Source organism: Azospirillum sp. B510 (assembly GCF_000010725.1).
In the GTDB taxonomy this organism is placed as follows: Bacteria; Pseudomonadota; Alphaproteobacteria; order Azospirillales; family Azospirillaceae; genus Azospirillum; species Azospirillum lipoferum_B.
This window is the reverse complement of sequence record NC_013855.1, coordinates 905,001-923,704: the sequence shown is the minus strand read 5'-3', so window position 1 is coordinate 923,704 and position 18,704 is coordinate 905,001. Positions and strand designations below refer to the sequence as shown.

Annotated in this window: 15 protein-coding genes (1 of these 15 only partly in view); 12 read left to right on the top strand and 3 right to left on the bottom strand. The window is 67.9% G+C overall.

Annotation, left to right across the window (positions count from 1 at the left end; all coding sequences use genetic code 11):
* Nucleotides 1–261: 261 nt before the first annotated feature.
* Nucleotides 262–1,602: an IS1380-like element ISAzs3 family transposase gene (locus AZL_RS19150; protein ID WP_012973088.1), complete on the bottom strand. Its 1,341-nt coding sequence runs from the start codon at nt 1,600–1,602 to the stop codon at nt 262–264.
* Nucleotides 1,603–2,077: 475 nt separating this feature from the next.
* On the opposite strand from AZL_RS19150, the gene AZL_RS19145 reads away from it, so the two are divergent.
* From AZL_RS19145 to AZL_RS19110, 8 genes are all read left to right on the top strand, one after another.
* The gene (locus tag AZL_RS19145; RefSeq protein ID WP_012976136.1) at nt 2,078–2,896 is read left to right on the top strand and encodes a calcium-binding protein; all 819 of its coding nucleotides are present in this window, start codon (nt 2,078–2,080) and stop codon (nt 2,894–2,896) included.
* A gap of 129 nt (nt 2,897–3,025) precedes the next feature.
* Nucleotides 3,026–5,368, top strand: a complete 2,343-nt coding sequence (locus AZL_RS19140; RefSeq protein ID WP_148219496.1) for a glycosyltransferase family 2 protein — start codon at nt 3,026–3,028, stop codon at nt 5,366–5,368.
* The gene (locus AZL_RS19135) at nt 5,365–6,192 is read left to right on the top strand and encodes a class I SAM-dependent methyltransferase (RefSeq protein WP_012976134.1); all 828 of its coding nucleotides are present in this window, start codon (nt 5,365–5,367) and stop codon (nt 6,190–6,192) included. Before AZL_RS19140 ends, AZL_RS19135 begins: the two co-directional genes overlap by 4 nt.
* Nucleotides 6,189–7,571: a glycosyltransferase family 4 protein gene (locus AZL_RS19130; RefSeq protein ID WP_148219495.1), complete on the top strand. Its 1,383-nt coding sequence runs from the start codon at nt 6,189–6,191 to the stop codon at nt 7,569–7,571. The genes AZL_RS19135 and AZL_RS19130 overlap by 4 nt, the downstream gene beginning before the upstream one ends.
* Complete coding sequence (locus AZL_RS19125; RefSeq protein ID WP_042444259.1) at nt 7,568–9,754, top strand: hypothetical protein; 2,187 nt, start codon at nt 7,568–7,570, stop codon at nt 9,752–9,754. The genes AZL_RS19130 and AZL_RS19125 overlap by 4 nt, the downstream gene beginning before the upstream one ends.
* A gap of 54 nt (nt 9,755–9,808) precedes the next feature.
* Nucleotides 9,809–11,122, top strand: coding sequence for a glycosyltransferase family 4 protein (locus AZL_RS19120; protein WP_012976131.1), 1,314 nt, complete (start codon nt 9,809–9,811; stop codon nt 11,120–11,122).
* Nucleotides 11,123–11,190: 68 nt separating this feature from the next.
* Nucleotides 11,191–12,378, top strand: coding sequence for a polysaccharide pyruvyl transferase family protein (locus tag AZL_RS19115; protein WP_012976130.1), 1,188 nt, complete (start codon nt 11,191–11,193; stop codon nt 12,376–12,378).
* A 40-nt stretch (nt 12,379–12,418) separates the two neighbouring features.
* Nucleotides 12,419–13,225, top strand: coding sequence for a hypothetical protein (locus AZL_RS19110; RefSeq protein WP_012976129.1), 807 nt, complete (start codon nt 12,419–12,421; stop codon nt 13,223–13,225).
* Nucleotides 13,226–13,389: 164 nt separating this feature from the next.
* On the opposite strand, the gene AZL_RS36365 is transcribed toward AZL_RS19110, so the two are convergent.
* Nucleotides 13,390–13,530 (bottom strand): hypothetical protein, encoded by a 141-nt coding sequence (locus AZL_RS36365; RefSeq protein WP_158305995.1) that lies wholly within the window; start codon nt 13,528–13,530, stop codon nt 13,390–13,392.
* A gap of 311 nt (nt 13,531–13,841) precedes the next feature.
* Between AZL_RS36365 and AZL_RS19105 the strand changes: the two genes are divergently transcribed.
* From AZL_RS19105 to AZL_RS19090, 4 genes are read left to right on the top strand one after another with little or no spacing between them, the layout of a single operon-like run.
* On the top strand, nt 13,842–14,849 hold the full coding sequence (locus AZL_RS19105) for a sulfate ABC transporter substrate-binding protein (protein ID WP_012976128.1): 1,008 nt from the start codon (nt 13,842–13,844) through the stop codon (nt 14,847–14,849).
* A gap of 3 nt (nt 14,850–14,852) precedes the next feature.
* Nucleotides 14,853–15,755, top strand: coding sequence for a sulfate ABC transporter permease subunit CysT (gene cysT, locus AZL_RS19100; RefSeq protein ID WP_012976127.1), 903 nt, complete (start codon nt 14,853–14,855; stop codon nt 15,753–15,755).
* Nucleotides 15,745–16,632 (top strand): sulfate ABC transporter permease subunit CysW, encoded by an 888-nt coding sequence (gene cysW / locus AZL_RS19095; RefSeq protein ID WP_012976126.1) that lies wholly within the window; start codon nt 15,745–15,747, stop codon nt 16,630–16,632. Before cysT ends, cysW begins: the two co-directional genes overlap by 11 nt.
* Before the next feature lie 30 nt (nt 16,633–16,662).
* Complete coding sequence (locus tag AZL_RS19090; RefSeq protein ID WP_012976125.1) at nt 16,663–17,700, top strand: sulfate/molybdate ABC transporter ATP-binding protein; 1,038 nt, start codon at nt 16,663–16,665, stop codon at nt 17,698–17,700.
* Nucleotides 17,701–17,706: 6 nt separating this feature from the next.
* Here the strand turns inward: AZL_RS19090 and AZL_RS19085 are convergent, their stop codons facing one another.
* On the bottom strand, nt 17,707–18,704 hold the 3' portion of the coding sequence (locus AZL_RS19085) for a monovalent cation:proton antiporter-2 (CPA2) family protein (protein ID WP_012976124.1). The gene runs 700 nt beyond the window's last position; the window shows 998 of its 1,698 coding nt (coding positions 701–1,698); the start codon falls outside the window, past its right edge — the gene reads right to left on this strand; it ends in the stop codon at nt 17,707–17,709.

Here is an 18,704-nt window from a genome sequence, read left to right as displayed (position 1 = left end):
AAATTCACGATTCCGAGGATTGCCGCCTGCGGGATCTGTTCTCATCCGGTTTTCGTTGCGGCGCACAGGGCGCATCCGTGCCGTTCGGCTCTAGCCGCCTTTATTCACCAGGGTGGCGAGCGGTCTGGTCGCCGCGTTGAGATGATCAACGTTGGGCTGTATGGGCGCGCGTCGTCGGCCGCCGCGCTGACGGCGGCGTGACGGTGTCGGAGTTGGTGGTGGAGGGGATTGGGTGACGGCTGGGGCACGCTGCCCCGGTGCTCAGCAGATGAGCCGGGGCATGCGGCCGAGGGCGAGGTGGATGATCGCCTGATCAGGCGCGCTGGTCGGCAGGTGCACCTTGATCTGCGTCTTCATCTCCACGATACGCGCGGCGGTCTTCACCAAGCGCAGCCGCAAGGTGTCGAATTGCACCGTGCGCCAGCGGGAGCGTTTCGGCATCAGCGAGCGCAGGCTCCACAGCAGCCAGTACGCCCCGGCGTGCAGGAACAGGCGGAACTGGTTGGCCGTCGCCTTGGTGCAGGAGGTCCGGTCTGCGGCAAGGTGGGATTTCCAGGCTTTTATATGATTTTCCGCCTGTCCCCTCGCGCAATACAGGCCGGCATACAGCCAGCGACCCGTGCCGTGGCGTAGGTTGGTGACGATGAAGCGGCTGTCGGTGCCCTGGTCTCCTGCCTCGACGCGCGCGACGATGCGGCGGACCCGGCTCCAGGTGCTGGCCCCGTCATAGAATTCCTTGAAGCGGCGCACCTTGTCGGCTCCGGGCATGGCCTGGAAGCGCGCCGCGGTGCTGGCCTCCAGCGTGGTGACGTGACGGCGCAGTGTGCTGCTGGTCGGCAGACCGAGCACGTAGTCGAGCCCCTCCGCCTCGCACCAGTCCAGCACCTCCGGGCAGGCGTAATGGCCGTCGGCGCGCAGCAGGATCTCGGTCTTGGGCCAGTTTGCCCGAATGGCGCGGAGCAGGCGACGCAGGAAGGTCCGGATCTCCGTCCCCTTGGGCCGCTTGGCTGGGCGCAGCACAGCGGTGACAAAGCGGCCGTTGCCGTCGAAGACAACGATGGGCTGGAAGCCGTACTCGTCATAATGGGCGTTGAACAGGCGCAACTGCTGACCGCCATGCACCGTGTCGAAGGTGTCGTCTACATCCAGCACGATGCGCTTGGGCACCTGGCGAAAGGACGCGCAGTAGAGATCGACCATGGCTCGGCCCATGCGCAGCAGTGCGCGGGTATCCGGCAGGTTCTCCAGGCGCGAGATGGTGGCTTGCGAGCAAAGGTCACGCTCGGACGGCAGGCGTTCCAGGGCCATCTTGAACAGCGGGTCGGAGCGTAGGCTGCCGGCGTCGTTGCCGTCCTCGTAGCCCGCCGCGATGGCCAGCAGGCGAAAGCCGATGATGTCGGCCAGCGAATGCACGGTGCGCGTTGGATCGCGCGGGTCCTCAATACAGGCGGCCAGCCGATCGGCAATCCGCAGCCGCTTCGCCACCTCCCGCAGCACCAGCAGCCCGCCATCGGAGGACAGGCGGCCGCCATCAAAGCGCCCGATCACCGGCTTTCCAGCAACGGGTGACAGGCCGGGCAGCGGCAGGGTATGATCAACCATGGCGGGTGGGCGCTCCGGAAACGGCAGGAGTTGGCGTCAGCACCCAAATCCTACGGCCGCTCAACGGATGCCGCTACACCCGCCAACCCTCATGAATTTTCCCGGCTAGGTCCGTGGCGGTGGTCGGGGCGGCGGATTTTTAAAAACTTCTTTAAATCGGCAAGGCGTCTTTTCAACGATTCCCAGGGTTTCCAGCGATTTCAGGACATTAAATGCTGGACATGCAATCATTTTATAAGGAGAAAACTGCTTAGAAATTCGATGTAAATCACAATAACTCTCTTTTTGAAAATAACAACAATGCATTATACTGAGATAATCATCTTCTTGGACTCAAGTTTCTCTTTCATGTTTCCGCGTTTTATCACATGATGCCCCCGATAGATTTGGTTACACCGAATGGCGCGTTCAGCGCTTTCGAACGAGGCCGGGAGCGGCCCAAAAATCCCAATCACATCGCAAGGAGACACCTACGATGGCTACGGTTCCAGGGGGTAGCTACGACGTGCATGTCGGCACGAATCACGATGACCTTATTGTTGGTGGGCAGGGGAACGATCTGTCGCTGGGGGGCAACGGAAACGACACTCTGCTTGGCGGCGATGGGCACGACGTCCTTTCCGGGGGGAATGGGGCGGATGTGATCCATGGCGGAACGGGTGCCGATGTGCTGCTGGGGGGCAGCGGCAGCGACATCATCGACGGCGGTTCGGGCGACGACATCATCCTGGGGGGGAATGGTGACGACGTGCTGATCGGCGGCGCCGGGCGCGACGTGCTCGACGGCGGCAACGGCGACGACGTTCTGTCCGGGGGGGATGGAAACGACGTGCTGACCGGCGGCAAGGGCGACGACACGCTGATGGGCGGCGGCCATGACGACATCCTGGATGGCGGCAAGGGCGACGACATCCTGCATGGCGGCACCGGCAATGACATCCTGAAGGGTGGCGACGGCGACGACACGCTGTTCGGCGACGACGGCGACGACCGGCTGGAAGGCGGCAAGGGCGACGACATCCTGTCCGGCGGCGCCGGCCACGACGTCTTCATCTTCTCCGGCGGCGGTGGCCAGGACATGGTCCTGGACTTCAAGGCCGGCGAGGACATTCTTCAGATCGCCCGCAACATCAACGGCCTGAAGGTGAGCGACGCCGCCGATCTGGCCGCCCGCGTCACCGACCAGCACGGCGACGCGGTGATCGACCTCGGCCATGGCGACAGCATCACGCTGAAGGGTGTCTCGGCCGCCGACATCCACAACCACCCCAACGACTTCTTCGTCATCCACTGATCATCCGCCGCCTTTCCAGGCGGTGCATGAGAAGGACGGACCGGTGGTGTGAGACCGCCGCCGGTCCCCCTTTGCCCGAACTCCGCCCATCCGACCCTCACCCTTATCGACGCTGCCGGGATACCGCCCATGACCGTCATCGCCGTTCTGCCGAATTCGGTGTCGATCGCACCCGCCCAGCGCCTGACGCTGGGGCGCCGCTTCCTTCTCGTCTCCTGGACAATTGAGGGGACGATGGAGGGGACGATGGAGGACGCGGCCGCCTCCGTCGGCTCCATCACGCCGAACGTCAACGGCGAACCGGTGCGTCCGCCCTTCACCACCCTGACCATCGACACCGGCTGGGGCGGGCGGCGGGTGCTGTCGATTTTGCCGGCGCCGCGCGATCCGCGGATGCCGATCCATTTCGTGGCCAACAACCGGGTGGTCGCCGAACTCCGGCCCGACCTTCACCTGGGTGCCGGCGGGGCCGACCTCGACCCGACCGGCCTGCTCGGCAGTCTGGACGGTGCCGCGCGGCTGCGGGTGTTCCGCTTCCTGTTCGATTTCGCCTGTTCCACCCCCGCCCTTCGTCGCGATCCGGCCTTCGCCACGCTGTGCCGCCGGCTGGTCCTGGACCGTGCGGCGGAGCCGCCGGCCCTGACCATACGCGCCAAGGCCGGTGGTGACCTTCTTCTGTGCGCCGGTGCCTTGTCCGGCCGCTTCGGCGCCATCGGCGGGCTGGTGGTGCTGTCGCCGGGCGCCGCGCTGCGGGCTCCCTTCGATGCCTGCACCGGTCCCGATCCGGCGGGCCGGGGGCGCATCGCCTTCGACCTGCTGGTCGACCGCGCTTTGTGCGCGCCGGGCAATCTGCTGGTGGTGCTGGGGGCGAACGGTGTCGCCTGCCGGCGTTTTCCGGCCGAGCCGACGGTCTTGCCGACGCTGACCGACCGGCTGAACGCCCGTCCCGACACGCCGGCGTCCCTGCGCGATTATCTGTTGAGCTGTCTCGCCCAGCGCGGGCGGCGCGATCCTTCGGCGGCGGCGTCGGTCGGCGAGTTGCAGGCGCTGGCCCCGCTGCCGCGCCGGCAGGCCGTCGATGCCCGGCGGCCGATCGGCGCCTCTCTCGACCTCGCGGTTCCCACGGCCGATGGCGGGCTGTTCCTGGCCGGCTGGCTGCATGATCCGCATGGCCTGGCCTCGGATCTGGCGGTGCGCACCCCCTTCGGCGGTGAACGCCGGGTGGAGCGCTTCGCCCATCGCTTCCCGCGCGAGGATGTCGCCAAGCTCTATGGCACCGGCGCCATCGACCGCAGCGGCTTCGTCCTGCATCTGCCGGGGGCGCCGGAACCGGCGGAGGCGCTCCAGGTGACGGCGGAGCTTCGGCTGGCTTCGGGCGGGGCGCTGCGCCTAGTGCCGCCGCCGCGTCCGCGCGCCGATGCCGACGCCCGTGCCGCCGTGCTCGGCAGCCTGCCGCCACGCTTCGCCACGCCGGAGGTGCTGGAGAGCGTCATCGGCCCGGCGGTGGCCCCGCTGCATGCGGCCCATCTCGCCAGCCGCGGCGAGCCGGAACTGGTTGTTTTTGGCGCGCGCAGGGCGAAGCCCGAGGTTTCGGTCATCATCCCGCTCTACCGCACGCTGGAGTTCCTGCGCTTCCAGATAGCCAGCTTCGCCACCGACTCCGCGATGGCCGAGGCCGAGCTGGTCTTCGTGCTCGACAGTCCGGAGCAGCGCGACGAGGTGGTTCATCTGCTGCGCGGCTTCCACGGCCTTTACGGGCTGCCGATGCTGCTGCTGGTCCAGAGCGCCAACTATGGCTACTCGGCCGCCAACAATGCCGGCGTCGCGGTGGCCGCCGCCGAGCGCCTGCTGTTCCTCAATTCCGACGTGGTACCCGACCGTGCCGGCTGGCTGCCGAAGCTGGTCGCGGCGCTGGAGCGGTGTGCGGGCATCGGGGCGGTGGGGCCGAAACTGCTGTTCGACGACGACAGCCTTCAGCATGCCGGGCTGTATTTCGAACGCGACCTCCAGGGCGTCTGGTACAACCATCACTATTTCAAGGGTCTGCCGCGCGACTTCGCCGCCGCCTGCCGGGCGCGGCCGGTACCGGGTGTGACCGGCGCCTGCCTGCTGACGACGCGGGACGCCTACGCCGCCGCCGGCGGTTTTTGCGAAGACTACGTCATCGGCGATTTCGAGGATTCGGACCTGTGCCTGCGCATCCGCGGCCAGGGGCTCGACATCCGCTATGTCCCGTCGGTGGAGCTGTACCATCTGGAACGCCGCTCCATCGGGCGGCACCAGGGCTACACCCGCGGCGTCGCCTCCGAATACAACCGCTGGCTCCATGGCCGCCGCTGGGCCGACCGCATGGCCGAGCTGATGGACCGGGACTGGCGCGACGACGAGGCGCCAGCCTCCGAGGCGCCATCCTCCCAGGCCCGCCCCGCCGCGACGCGGGACGCCGGCAAGACCGCACAGGTGATCCGATGAACGCCGTTCTGCCGTCTCCCCAGCTTGCCGTCCTGCGCCGCCGGACCGATCCGCGGCTGGAATGGCTCTGCGCCCAGATCGCGGCCAACCGCTTCCTGCCGGTGCCGCCGCCCGAGCTGCATTTCATCGGCGACGGCGATTTCCGCGCCATCGGTGCGGAGTTCCTGCGCCATTTCGTCCGGCTGGGCGGCCTGCGCCCCGACCACAGGGTGCTGGAGATCGGCTGCGGCGTCGGCCGCATGGCGCTGCCGCTGACCCAGTATCTCGATGGGGCCTACGACGGCATCGACATCGTGCTGGACGGCATCCGCTGGTGCGCCTCGACCATCACCCCGGCCTATCCGGAGTTCCGCTTCCACCATCTCGACGTCGCCAACGGCCTCTACAATCCCGACGGCCGGATCGAGGGAGGCACGGCGACGTTGCCGTTCCAGGCGGGACGCTATGATTTCGTGATCCTGACCTCCGTCATCACCCACCTTCGCACCGCCGACACCGAGCGCTACGCGGCGGAGATCGCACGGGTGCTGAAGCCGGGCGGGCGCTGCTTCCTCAGCCTGTTCCTGGCCGACGCCACCGCGCGCGCCGGCATCGCCAAGGGCACCGCCCGCCCTCCCTTCGGCGACGGGCCGGGGGTGGAGCTGCTGGCCGATCCGGACCATCCGAACGCCGCCGTCGCCTATGACGAGGCGTTCCTGCTCGGCCTTTTCGCCGCCCAGGGCCTGCACGTCTCCCGCGCCATCATGCGCGGCCATTGGAGCGGCCAGCGCAGCGCTGAGAATTTCCAGGATCTGCTGATTCTGGAGAAGGAGCGCGGACGATGAGCCGCCGCCACAAGCCCCTGCCGTCCCCCGGCCATCCGCCGGCCCGCGCCGCCGTGCGCCAACCGGCATCCCCGCCGGTGACGGCGAAACCGCCGCGTGTGCTGGTGATCGCCCACAATCATCCAAGTCTGCATCCCGGCGGCACCGAGATTTTCGCGCATGAGCTGTTCGGCGGTTTGAAGGCGGCCGGGGCGGAGTGCCTGTTCCTGGCCTGCACCAACGACGTCCACCGGACGCCGCGTCCGGGCACCGGATTCCAGACGCTCGGCCGCAGCGCCGACGAGGTTCTGCTGTGGGCCGGGCATTTCGACCATTTCCACCAGAGCCAGATCGACCTGCATGGGCTGGTCCCCGACCTGTCCAATCTGCTGCGCGCCTTCCGACCGGATATCGTGCATGTGCATCACACGCTGTTGCTCGGCGTGGAGATGCTGTTCCTGATCCGCCGCGTCTGTCCGGAGGCCAGGATCGTCTACACCCTGCACGACTATTACCCGATCTGCGCCAATGACGGGCAGATGGTCACCCCGCCGCGCGGCGAGGAGGGGCGGGCGCTCTGCGCCAAGGCGTCGCCGGATGCCTGCCACCGCTGCTTTCCCGACCGTCCCGCCGACCAGTTCCTGCTGCGCGAGAAGCACATCAAGGCGATGTTCGGGCTGGTCGACCGCTTCCTGGCCCCGAGCCGTTTCCTGCGCGACCGCTATGTCGCCTGGGGCCTCGATCCCGACCGCATCGAGGTGATGGGCAACAGCCGGCCCGCGGTGGAGCCCGCCCCGGCGCGCGGCCTCGCCCCCGGCGCCGCGCGCGACGCCTTCGCCTATTTCGGCAACCTGAACCCGTTCAAGGGCGTCACCGTGGCGCTGGACGCCGTCGCCCGCATGGCCCGGCGGGGGCTTGCCCCCTCGCTGGCCGTCCATGGCGGCAGCCTGTACCAGACGCCGGAGTTCCGACAGCGCGTGGCCGACGGCTTCGAGGCGGTGCGCGGCCTCGCCACCGCCCATGGCCCCTACCGGCCGCAGGAGATGCCGGCGCTGATGGCCGCCGCCGACTGGGTGGTGGTGCCGTCGGTCTGGTGGGAGAACGCGCCGCTGGTGATCCAGGAGGCGTTCCAACATCGCCGGCCGGTCATCGTCAGCGGCATCGGCGGCATGGCGGAGGCGGTGCGCGACGGCGTCGACGGCCTGCATGTCCGCCCCAACGATCCCGCCGACCTCGCCCGCGTCATGACCCGCGCCATGACCGAGGCCGGCCTGTGGGAGCGGCTGTCCGCCAACATCCCCGCCGTCCGCCCGACGGAGGAGGCCGCGTCGCTCCACCTCGCGCTTTACCGCCAATTGTCAAATCCGGCCAGTTCAACCCAGGGGAACCGCAACCGATGAAGGACCGCAGCACCAAGGCCGACGTCACCGCCGCCGTCCTGCTGGATGACGACACGCTGATGCTGTTCGGGGCGATCGACCAGCCCTTGCCGTCCGACAGCTCCGTGATGCTGGATGGTATGACCGAAGGGCGGTTCCGTGGCCGCTGCTGGGCCGATGGCGCGGGGGAGCGCTGGTTCCTGGGCGCCATCGATGTCGCCGGCCTTGCCCAACTGCGCCCGTCCCGCATCGAGATCGAGGACGGCCAGGGCCGGCATCTGTTGCTGCCGCGCCTGTCCAACGTCCGCACCAACCCGGCCCATCTGGTCGCGGCCCTGCGCGAGGCGCAGCCGCAATCGCTCGACATCGCGCTCGACATCGCCATCGCCCTGCTGCCGGAAGTCCGGAGCGGGGAGGGGGGCGCCGACCGCCGCACCCGCCTGCTGACCGGGCTGGCGCAGGAGGCATCGCGCCCCGACGGCTTCGCCGAGGTGCTGGGCCGCTTCCGCGACGGCGCGCTGATGGTCCAGGGCTGGTCGCACGGCTTCCCCGCCGGTGCCGCCGACCTGCTGGTCGAGGCGGAGGAGTTGCGCGCCCATGCCTGCGCCGCCGCCCCCTTCCATCGCCCCGATCTGCCGGAGGATGCCGCCGGCCTGCTGACGGTGCTGGAGGGGCCGGTCGCGCCGCCCGACACCATCCGGCGCATCCATTTCCGCGCCGCCGACGGCTGGCGTCATCTGGCGATCTTCGAGCGGCGGCAATTGCTGGCCGACGGCATCGCCTCCGCCCATGCCCGCGACATGCTGGGGCAGCTTCAGGGCGATGCGGCCCGCCGTGGCGTCTCCGCCGCCATAGCCGCCCGCTACAACGGGGTGGAGACGGTGTCGCAGGTGCAAGCCCCGATGCGCATCGGGCTCGACATGGCGCTGCGGGTACCGGGCGCCGGACTGTTCGTCTGCGGCTGGCTGCTCGACCCGACCCAGGCGGTGCGGGCGGTGACGGTCAAGGGCGGTGGCATGGCGGCGCGGCTGGATGGCGACTGGTCGCGGTCGGGGCGCAAGGACGTGTCGGACGCCTTCGCCCAGGACCCGCTGTTCGCCGGGCGGCTGCTGCCCGGTCACGACGGCCACGGCTTCACCGCCTTCGCCCGCGAGCCGGCGGGAATCGCCGCCGACACCGAGTTCCATCTGGAGCTGGCGCTGGCCGACGGCGTCGCCTTCCTGCCCTTGCCCTGCCAGCAGCCGACCGCCGGCACGCTGCGCCGGATGCTGGGGGCGGTCAATCCCGACAGCCCGACCATCGACCGGGTGGTCGCCACCCATCTCGGGCCGATGCTGCGCGGTGCGGCCTCGGGGCTGGCGACGGCGTCCTCCGTCCTGCATCCGATGGGGCGCGCGTTGAAGAGCCCGCGCGTGTCGGTCATCCTGCCGGTCTGCGACGGGCGCGAGGACATCGACTTGAATCTCGCCCGCATGGCGAACGATCCCGACTTCGCCGACGCGGAGATCCTGGTGGCGGCCGGCGCCGGCACCCACGAGCGGCTGGCCGGCATGGTCCGGCAGGCCGCCGGCTTCTATCGGCTGGCGGTCGGCTTCGTCGCCGCCCCCGAGGCGGCCGATCCGTTCGAGGCGGTGACGGCGGCTCTCGCCCATGCCCGTGCCGACCGCGTGCTGCTGCTGTCGCCGTCGGTGCTGCCGACCGAGCGTGGCTGGCTGTCGGCGCTGGAGCGGGCGATCCGCAAGCCGAACGCCGTCGGTTCCGCCGCGCTGGCGCCGGTGATGGCCAGCCCGACCCTGCTGTATGAGGACCATTCCATCCGCTTCGCCGGCATCGTCGCGGTGGAGGGGGCGGGCGGCGCCGTCACCTATCAACGCCGCTTCGCCGGCTACCCGCGCGACTGGTTGAAAGAGCAGGAGGCGTCGGCGGTGGACGCCGCCTCGGCCGACTGCGCCTTGCTGCCGCGCGAGCTGCTGGTCCGGGCCATGGCCGACGGCGGCCGGTATCTGGGGCCGGAGCCGAAGGGGCTCGACCTGTGCCTGCGGGTGCGGGCGGCCGGCGGATCCTGCCTGTGGTTGCCCAGGGTCCGGCTGGTGGCGGTCGACGAGCAGCCGCGCGGCGCCCGCGACCCCCGGCTGGAGCGCATCAGCGCCCTGGTCGATGGCTGGAGCTTCGCGGAGCGCTGGAAGGCGTCGATCGCGGCTTAACGCTTTGCCTTCACCCAACCACCCTCCACTCCGCCTCGCACGAACGGTCACACGATGAGCAAGACAAAGCGCGCACTGATCATCAGCCATGGCCATCCCTCCTTCTCGCTGGGCGGGGGGGAGGTCGCCTCCTACAACCTGCACAACGGCTTGCACGACCTGCCGGGCTGGGAGAGCCATTATCTGGCCCGCGTGGCGCCGCCCATCGCCCAGCATCGCGGTTCCGCCCTGATGACGCTGCGCCAGAAGGAGCGGGAGGTTCTGTATTACGCCAACGACTACGACCATTTCCGGCTGTCCAACCGCAATTTGCCGGGGCTGGAGAAGGATTTCGTCCGCTATGTCCGCGACCTTCAGCCGGATGTGGTGAATTTCCACCATTTCCTCGGGCTGGGGATCGAGACCATCCAGGCGGTGCGCCAGGCCTTGCCGCGCGTGCCCATCGTGGTGACGCTGCATGAATATCTGTCGATCTGCCACCATCACGGCCAGATGGTGAAGACCAGCCGCAACACGCTGTGCTACCGCGCCAGCCCGGCCGATTGCGCCGGCTGCTTCCCGCATATCGGCGAGGCGGAGTTCTTCAAGCGCGAGCTGTTCCTGAAGACCTTCCTGGAGCAGGCGGATTTCTACGTCAGCCCGTCGAATTTCCTGATCGAGCGTTATGTCGACTGGGGGTTGCCGCGCGAGAAATTCCGCATGATCGAAAACGGCCTGACCATCGAGGGCATCGCCCCGCCGCGTCCGGTCACCCGTGGCGGCAAGCGCAACCGCTTCGCCTTCTTCGGCCAGCTTACCGAGTTCAAGGGCGCCCATCTGCTGGTCGAGGCGGTGTCCCGCCTGTCCGACAAGGTCTGGGGCGAGGATGGCGCGCTGATGATCTTCGGCGGCAATCTCGAACGCCAGCCGGAAGCCTATCAGAAGCGCTTCAACGACGCGGTGGGGAAGGCCGGCGACCGGGTGCGCTTCTATGGCAGCTACCGGTCCGCCGAGCTGCCCGGGCTGATGAAGGATGTCGACTGGATGATCATCCCGTCGATCTGGTGGGAGAATTCCCCCGTCGTCATCCAGGAGGCCTTCCTGCATGGCCGCCCGATCATCGCCAGCAACATCGGCGGCATGGCCGAGAAGGTGACGCATGGGGTCGACGGCCTGCATTTCCGCAACGGCAGCGTCGAGGATCTGGTGGACCGCATGACCGAGGCGCTGACCACGCCCGACCTGTGGGATCGCCTGCGCCTGCGCATCCGCCGCCCCATCGACCGCGCCGAATGCGCCCGCCAGCATGCCGAGCTGTTCGACGCGCTGCTGGGCGCGGCGGGGGCCGCCGCCTCCCTGCCCGAACGCGCGGTGGCGCAGCGGGCTTGACCGACACCGCCGGGCTTCGGTCCGGCTTTCACCCCTTCCTCCGATCGCCCAACCCAGGGAGAGCCGCCGTGGCAAACATCCTCGTCATGATTCCGTCGGGCGAAGTCTATGATCACGACTGCGTGCGCTGGTACAGCCACCAGGACATCCAGCGCAGCATCAGCCACTACCACAACATCGGCGACGCCTTCGTCTTCGATTCCTCGTTGAAGCTGCTGGCCTACGACAAGCTGGATGTGCTGGAGATCCGCGAGTTCCGCCAGGAGGTCGTCGACCGCGTCAACGCCGAGTACGACTATGTCTTCCTGCGCGGCAGCAACTACATCCATGACACGATGGATTGGCCGGCGGCGACGGTCCAGGTTCTGGCGAAGCTGCGCATCCCCGTCATCGCCTTCGGCGTCGGCGCCCAGGCGCCGGCCACCGGCAAGCTGACGCTGACGGAGGAGAGCAAGCTCATCTGGCGGACCATCGCCGACAAATCGGCGACGCTCGGCGTGCGCGGCACCTACACCGCCGAGGTGCTGTGGGATCTGGGCATCAAGAACACCCGCATCGTCGGCTGCCCGACCGCCTTCCGCAACCGCGACCCGGAACTGCGCATCGACCTGCCGGCGCTCGACAGCGTGCGCAAGGTCGGCATCACCATGCGCCGCGAGGTGTCGAAGCATTATTCGCCGGACGTGCGCAAGTATCTGGAGCGTCACCGCGACTTCGTGAAGGACATTTCCCGCCGCTTCGACACCGTCCTGATGATGCAGGGCGAGGTCGAGGAGAAGAAGCTGCTGTGGGGCACCGACGAGCAGAAGGCGGAGGCCTGGACCCATCTGCATGACAGCGCCTGGCTGAAGCAATGGTATTTCGACGACGAGATGGACGCGCTGTACCGCGAACGCCTGTGGTATTCCGACGTGGTCGCCGACTATGAAAATCTCGTGCGGTCGAAGGATCTGGTTCTGGGCTATCGCCTGCATGGCAACCTGATGGCTCTGTCGAACGCCACGCCGTCGGTCTATTTCAGCTATGACAGCCGGACGGCGGAGTTCGCCGAGACCTTCGCGATCCCTTGCTACAACGTCTATTCGGACAAGCCCTTCGTGCTTGAGGAATATTGGGACCAGAGCCAGTTCGAGAAGTTCAACCGCACCTATTACCAGCGCTATCGCGACATGCGGGAATTCCTGGACGAGAACTACGTCCCCCACCGCATGCCCAGCCACACCCTGCGCCGCGCCGCCGATCGCAAGGCGGCGTGAGCGTAACAGACCCCTCTCCATCAACCGGAAGCCGGCCGCCATGTCCGCCACCGCCAAGATCGTCGAGCTTCGCGACTCCGCCCCCGTGGCCGATTCGATGGGCGATCCCTCCGACACGCCGCAAGCGGCGGCCATCGTCGGTCACATCGACGCCTTGCAGGGGGGGCGGGTTTTCGGCTGGGCCTGGGATGGCAACCATCCCGGAGACCGGTTGGAGGTGGAACTCCGGCTGGAGCGGGACGGCGGGCCGCCGGAAATTCTGGCGCGGGTGGCGGCCGACCGGCCGCGGCCCGATCTCGCCGGGGGTGGCATCGGCGATGGCTCCCATGCTTTCGAAGCCGAGGTGACCCTGCCGTCGGAGGCGGACCCGTCGCGTGTGGTCGCGGTTGTACGCTCGCCCTCGACCGGAGAAACCACGCTTTTCGTCCAGCCTCACCCGGAGGATCAGCGGCTCGACCGCCTGCTGGGGCCGCATCTGCGGCGTGTCGGCGAGCGGATCGACGCCGTTCGCCGCGACCAGCGCCAGCTTGCCGCCGCGCAGCAGGCCATCGGCCGCCTGCTGCGCGAGGCCGGGGAGGGGGTGACGGCGTTGCGCGCCGACACCTCCCGTCTGGAGGCGGCCCAGGGCGAGCGGATGGATGCCCTGGCCTTGTCCCTGCATGAGTTGAGCGAGCGGGTCGGCGGGCTGGAGGTCTTCCTGATGCGGATGGACCAGAGTCTGCGTGGCCTGGACGGCGCATCGGCGGAAAGGACCGGCGGCCCCGGCTGGTCACCATTGCTGACCGTTGTCGGCTCGACCACCGGCGCTTTCGCCGCGGTGCTGGTCGGCTGGCTCCTGCTGCACTGATCCGGAAAGTACCCGTCCGGAGTCGCCGCGCAAAAGCCGTCCAGACGGTGAAAGGCCCTTTCCCAGTGCGGGAAAGGGCCTTTCTGTTTCCAAAATCATGGACTTGCGCTGTTCCGGCCCATGCCATTGCCGGCCCCGGACGCGCGCATCGCTGTCGGCGGCTGTCACCATGTCGGGAAGAACAGCAAAAGCAGGGCCAGCACCGCGAGGATGCCGAGGACGCTCCACATGGCGGGGCGGCCGAGGCCCCGCGAGGTGCCGGGCTTCGGGGTTCCGGTGTCCAGTCCGCGGACGGGGCCAGCCATTCTGTTCGCTCCTCATACCGTTGGTTCGTCGCCATTCAACAAGCCGACTCTGCAAAAGTTTCCGCCTCCAGTCAGCGCCCATCCAGGCGGCGCGGGATGCGGATCATCGGGCGCTGAAGCGGCGGACCGAGAATTTCTATTCAATAACAATGCATTGGGTGGCTTCCGCGAATTTCCCGAACAATGCTGTCAAAAAACCACTTCCCAAGCGCATCACCCATGGGCAAACTCTACATAAGAAATAGAAAAGTTTGCGCGGGAATAACATTTCATCCCGTGTGAATCAGGAGCCACCGAAGGAGACCCCTGCCATGTCGCTTCGTCGCCTGACCCTTCTCGCCGCCGGCCTGACGCTGGCTTGGCTGGGTGTGGCCGCCGCCGATTCCAAGGACGCGCTGCTGAACGTGTCCTACGATCCCACCCGGGAATTCTATGTCGAGTTCAACAAGGCCTTCGCCAAGAAGTGGGAGGCGGAAACCGGCCGTGCCTTGACCGTGCGCCAGTCGCATGGCGGTTCCGGTAAGCAGGCGCGCTCGGTCATCGACGGCCTGGACGCCGACATCGTGACGCTGGCGCTGGGGTATGACATCGACGCCATCGCCGATACCGGCCTGCTGCCGAAGGATTGGCAGAGCCGGCTGCCCTACAACAGCTCTCCCTACACCTCGACCATCGTCTTCCTGGTGAAGAAGGGCAATCCGAAGGGAATCAAGGACTGGAGCGATCTGGTGAAGCCGGGCGTCCAGGTCATCACCCCCAATCCGAAAACCTCGGGCGGCGCGCGCTGGAACTATCTGGCCGCCTGGGCCTATGCCCTGAACGCCAATGGCGGCGACGAGGCCAAGGCCAAGGAATTCGTCTCGCAGCTGCTGAAGAATGTCCCGGTGCTGGACAGCGGCGCCCGCGGCGCCACCGTGACCTTCACCCAGCGCGAGATCGGCGACGTTCTGCTGGCCTGGGAGAACGAGGCCTACCTGTCGCTTCAGGAATTCGGCGCCGACAAGTTCGAGATCGTGGTGCCCAGCCTGTCGATCCTGGCCGAGCCGCCGGTCGCCGTCGTCGACAAGGTCGTCGACCGCAAGGGAACCCGCAAGGTGGCCGAGGCCTACCTGCAATTCCTCTACACCCGTGAAGGTCAGGAGATCGCGGCGAAGAACTTCTACCGCCCGCGTCTCCCGGAACTGGCGAGCCAGTATGCGGGACGCTTCGCCGATGTTAAGCTGGTCACCATCGACCAATTCGGGGGCTGGCGTGCCGCACAGGAGAAGCACTTCTCGGACGGTGGTGTCTTCGACCAGATCTTCCAGAAGGGGCGGTGACCGATGGTCGCCACTGTCGACAGCGACAGCCCTCTGGCGGGCAAGGGGGGCGCGGTGACACTCCGCGCCCCCGTCCCCCTCTTCCGCAAACCCAGCGTCCTCCCCGGTTTCGGGCTGACGCTGGGCTTCACGCTCAGCTATCTAAGCTGCCTCGTGCTGGTCCCGCTGGCGGTTCTGATCGTCAGGGCCGGCGGTCTGGGCTGGAGCGGATTCTGGTCGGCGGTGACGACGCCCCGCGTGCTCGCCGCCTTCGAGGTCAGCTTCGGCCTGTCCTTCGCCGCCGCGCTGACCAACGCCATTTTCGGCTTTCTGGTCGCCTGGGTGCTCGTCCGCTATGAGTTTCCCGGCAAGCGGCTGGTCGACGCGCTGGTCGATCTGCCCTTCGCCCTGCCGACGGCGGTGGCCGGCATCGCGCTCAGCGCGCTGTACGCTCCGAACGGCTGGGTGGGCAAGCCGCTGAACGAACTGTTCGGCCTGAAGGTCGCCTTCACCCCGCTCGGCATCGCGATCGCGCTGACCTTCATCGGTCTTCCCTTCGTCGTCCGCACCGTGCAGCCGATCCTCCAGGATCTGCCGCCGGAGGAGGAGGAGGCCGCGGCGTCGCTCGGCGCCTCGCGCCTGCAAACCTTCCGCACCGTCATCCTGCCGGCGATCCTGCCGGCGCTGGTCACCGGCTTCGCGCTGTCCTTCGCCCGTGGCATCGGCGAATACGGGTCGGTCATCTTCATCGCCGGCAACATGCCCGGCCTGACCGAGATCCTGCCGCTGCTGATCGTCATCAAGCTGGAGCAGTACGACTATGCCGGAGCCGCCGCCGTCGGTACGGCGATGCTGGCGGTCTCCTTCGTCATGCTGCTCGTTCTCAATCTTCTCCAGCATTGGATGAGGTCGCGCCATGCCCGCTGACGCCAGCATCGCCGCACCGGCCTCGATCCGGGTCCAGCCGGCGCGGGCCGCCCTGACCGAGCCGGCCTGGGTCCGCGTCGTCCTGATCGCCGGGGCCCTGGCGTTCCTCGCGCTGTTCCTGCTGCTGCCGTTGGTCGCCGTGTTCGTCGAGGCGCTGCGCCGTGGCGTCAATGCCTATTGGGCCGCCCTGACCGAGCCGGATGCGGTTGCCGCGATCAGGCTGACGCTGATCGTCGCCGCCATTTCGGTGCCGGCCAACCTGCTGTTCGGCGTCGCCGCCTCCTGGTGCATCGCGAAGTTCGATTTCCGCGGCAAGAATCTGCTGATCACCCTGATCGACCTGCCATTCTCGGTGTCGCCGGTGATCTCGGGCCTGATCTATGTCCTGCTGTTCGGCATGAACGGGCTGTTCGGCGCCCATCTGCGCGACATGGGCGTCCAGATCATCTTCGCCGTGCCGGGACTGGTGCTCGCCACCATCTTCGTGACCTTCCCCTTCGTGGCGCGCGAGCTGATCCCGCTGATGCAGGAGCAGGGCTCCGACGAGGAGGAGGCGGCGCTGGTGCTGGGCGCGTCGGGCTGGCAGACCTTCTGGCGGGTGACGATCCCCAACATCAAATGGGGCCTGCTCTATGGCGTGCTGCTGTGCAACGCCCGCGCGATGGGGGAGTTCGGCGCCGTCTCGGTCGTCTCCGGCCATATCCGCGGCGAGACCAACACGATGCCGCTGCATGTCGAGATTCTCTACAACGAATATAATTTCGTCGCCGCCTTCGCGGTCGCTTCGCTCCTGGCCATGCTGGCCCTGGTCACGCTGGTCGTGAAGACCGCGCTGGAGTGGCGCTTCGGAGACGAGCTGGCGGCGTCCCGGCACTGATCGCCGGACTCTGAAGAGGATAGAGGACCCATGGCGATCCAGGTTTCAGGCATCACCAAGCGTTTCAATGATTTCACCGCCCTCGATTCGGTCGATCTGGAGGTGAATTCGGGAGAGTTGCTGGCCCTGCTCGGCCCGTCCGGCTCGGGCAAGACCACGCTGCTGCGCATCATGGCCGGGCTGGAAAGCCCCGACGGCGGCGGCCTGCTGCTGAATGGGGAGGAGGCGCTGGGGCTGAAGCCGCGCGACCGTCAGGTCGGCTTCGTCTTCCAGCATTACGCCCTGTTCCGCCACATGACGGTGTTCGACAATGTCGCCTTCGGGCTGAAGGTCCGGCCGCGTGGCGAGCGTCCGGGCTCGGCCGAAATCCGGCGGCGGGTGACCGAGTTGCTGGAGCTGGTGCAGCTGTCGCCCTTCGCCGGCCGCTATCCGGCGCAGTTGTCGGGCGGCCAGCGTCAGCGCGTGGCGCTCGCCCGGGCGCTGGCCATCGAACCGAAGGTGCTGCTGCTGGACGAGCCGTTCGGCGCGCTCGACGCCAAGGTCCGCAAGGAGCTGCGGCGCTGGCTGCGCAAGCTGCATGACGACATCCACATCACCTCGGTCTTCGTCACCCATGACCAGGAGGAGGCGCTGGAACTGGCCGACCGCGTGGTGGTGATGAACCAGGGACGGATCGAGCAGATCGGCACCCCGGCGGAGGTCTATGACCACCCGGCTTCCGCCTTCGTCTACGAGTTCCTTGGACAGGTGAACCGCTTCGACTGCACGGTCGAGGGGGGCATCGCCCGCGTCGGCGGCGGCGCCCTGGCGATCCCGACCGAGGGCGGCGTGCAGGGGCCGGCGGTCGCCTATGTCCGCCCGCACGATCTCGGCGTGACCCCGGCCTCGGCCGGTCCGGCGCGCATCTCCGGCATCCATGTCGTCGGTCCCGATGCGCGGATCGAAATCGACCTCGCCGGCCTGACGTTGGAGGCCGAGATGGATCGCGAGCGTCTCGCCACGCTCGGCATCGTCGCCGGCGACCGTTGTGCCGTGCATATCGACCGGGCGCGCGTCTTTGCCCGGTGATGCGGTTCAGTTCGCCGTCCGCTGTTCGGCGAGCGTGCGGTAGTTGCCGTCGCGGTGGGCCTTCAGGCTGAGATCCACCGCGGCGCCATCGACGCCGGCACTGCGCAGCACCAGCCCGGCCAGTTGCAGGCTGGCCTCCATGGTTTCCGGAACGATGGCGCTGGCGCCTGCGCTTGCCAGTTCCGCACTCTGTCCCAGATCATGGGCGCGGGCGATGATCGGCAGCGACGGTGCCGTCGCGTGGATCGCCTCGACCGCCCGCTGAGCGGCCTCCGGACGGTTCAGCGTGATGACCGCCGCGCGCGCCCGTTCGATCCCGGCGGCCCGCAGGACGCTTCCCTGGCTGGCGTCGCCGTAATACACCGGCAGCCCGTCATGGCGCGCCGCGGCGATGCGCTGCGGCTCCAAGTCCAAAGCGACATAGGCGATGTTGTGCTCGGTCAGCAGCCTGGCGATCGCCTTGCCGACACGGCCATAGCCGCAGATCAGCACATGGCTTTTCAGATCGCCGGTCTCGATGCCGAAGGCTTCGGCTCCCAGGCGGCCCTCGATCATCTGGGCGAGACGCTGGGCGACGGCGCCGATGGCCGGCGTCACCGCCATGCTGAGCGCCACCGCCGAGGACAGCAGCAGACCGGTATGGCCGTCGAGCACCGACAGGCCGACCGCCTTGCCGATCAGGACGAAGGCGAACTCGCCGCCCTGCGACAGCAGCAGCCCGATGCGCAGCGAGGTCGCCAGTCCCAGCCCCGACAGCCGGCAGAGCAGGAACAGCAGCAGGCTCTTGCCGACCAGCAGGGCCGCCGTCACCGCCGCGATCGACTTGGCCTCCGCCGCCATTGCCGGCAAATCCAGCGACATGCCGACCGTCATGAAGAACAGGCCGAGCAGCAGGCCGCGGAAGGGTTCGATGTCCGCCTCCACCTGATGGCGGTAGGCGGTATCGGCCAGCAGCATCCCCGCCAGGAAGGCGCCCAGCGCCATCGACATGCCGGCCTCCGCCG

What these genes read in the sequence shown, in the direction of transcription:
- AZL_RS19140 (WP_148219496.1), top strand. Translation starts at nt 3,026, where the DNA reads ATGACCGTCATCGCCGTTCTGCCGAATTCGGTGTCGATCGCACCCGCC.
- AZL_RS36365 (WP_158305995.1), bottom strand. Translation starts at nt 13,530, where the DNA reads ATGGCTGGCCCCGTCCGCGGACTGGACACCGGAACCCCGAAGCCCGGC.
- cysT (WP_012976127.1), top strand. Translation starts at nt 14,853, where the DNA reads ATGGTCGCCACTGTCGACAGCGACAGCCCTCTGGCGGGCAAGGGGGGC.
- AZL_RS19090 (WP_012976125.1), top strand. Translation starts at nt 16,663, where the DNA reads ATGGCGATCCAGGTTTCAGGCATCACCAAGCGTTTCAATGATTTCACC.
- AZL_RS19105 (WP_012976128.1), top strand. Translation starts at nt 13,842, where the DNA reads ATGTCGCTTCGTCGCCTGACCCTTCTCGCCGCCGGCCTGACGCTGGCT.
- AZL_RS19135 (WP_012976134.1), top strand. Translation starts at nt 5,365, where the DNA reads ATGAACGCCGTTCTGCCGTCTCCCCAGCTTGCCGTCCTGCGCCGCCGG.
- AZL_RS19110 (WP_012976129.1), top strand. Translation starts at nt 12,419, where the DNA reads ATGTCCGCCACCGCCAAGATCGTCGAGCTTCGCGACTCCGCCCCCGTG.
- AZL_RS19120 (WP_012976131.1), top strand. Translation starts at nt 9,809, where the DNA reads ATGAGCAAGACAAAGCGCGCACTGATCATCAGCCATGGCCATCCCTCC.
- AZL_RS19125 (WP_042444259.1), top strand. Translation starts at nt 7,568, where the DNA reads ATGAAGGACCGCAGCACCAAGGCCGACGTCACCGCCGCCGTCCTGCTG.
- AZL_RS19150 (WP_012973088.1), bottom strand. Translation starts at nt 1,602, where the DNA reads ATGGTTGATCATACCCTGCCGCTGCCCGGCCTGTCACCCGTTGCTGGA.
- AZL_RS19145 (WP_012976136.1), top strand. Translation starts at nt 2,078, where the DNA reads ATGGCTACGGTTCCAGGGGGTAGCTACGACGTGCATGTCGGCACGAAT.
- AZL_RS19130 (WP_148219495.1), top strand. Translation starts at nt 6,189, where the DNA reads ATGAGCCGCCGCCACAAGCCCCTGCCGTCCCCCGGCCATCCGCCGGCC.
- cysW (WP_012976126.1), top strand. Translation starts at nt 15,745, where the DNA reads ATGCCCGCTGACGCCAGCATCGCCGCACCGGCCTCGATCCGGGTCCAG.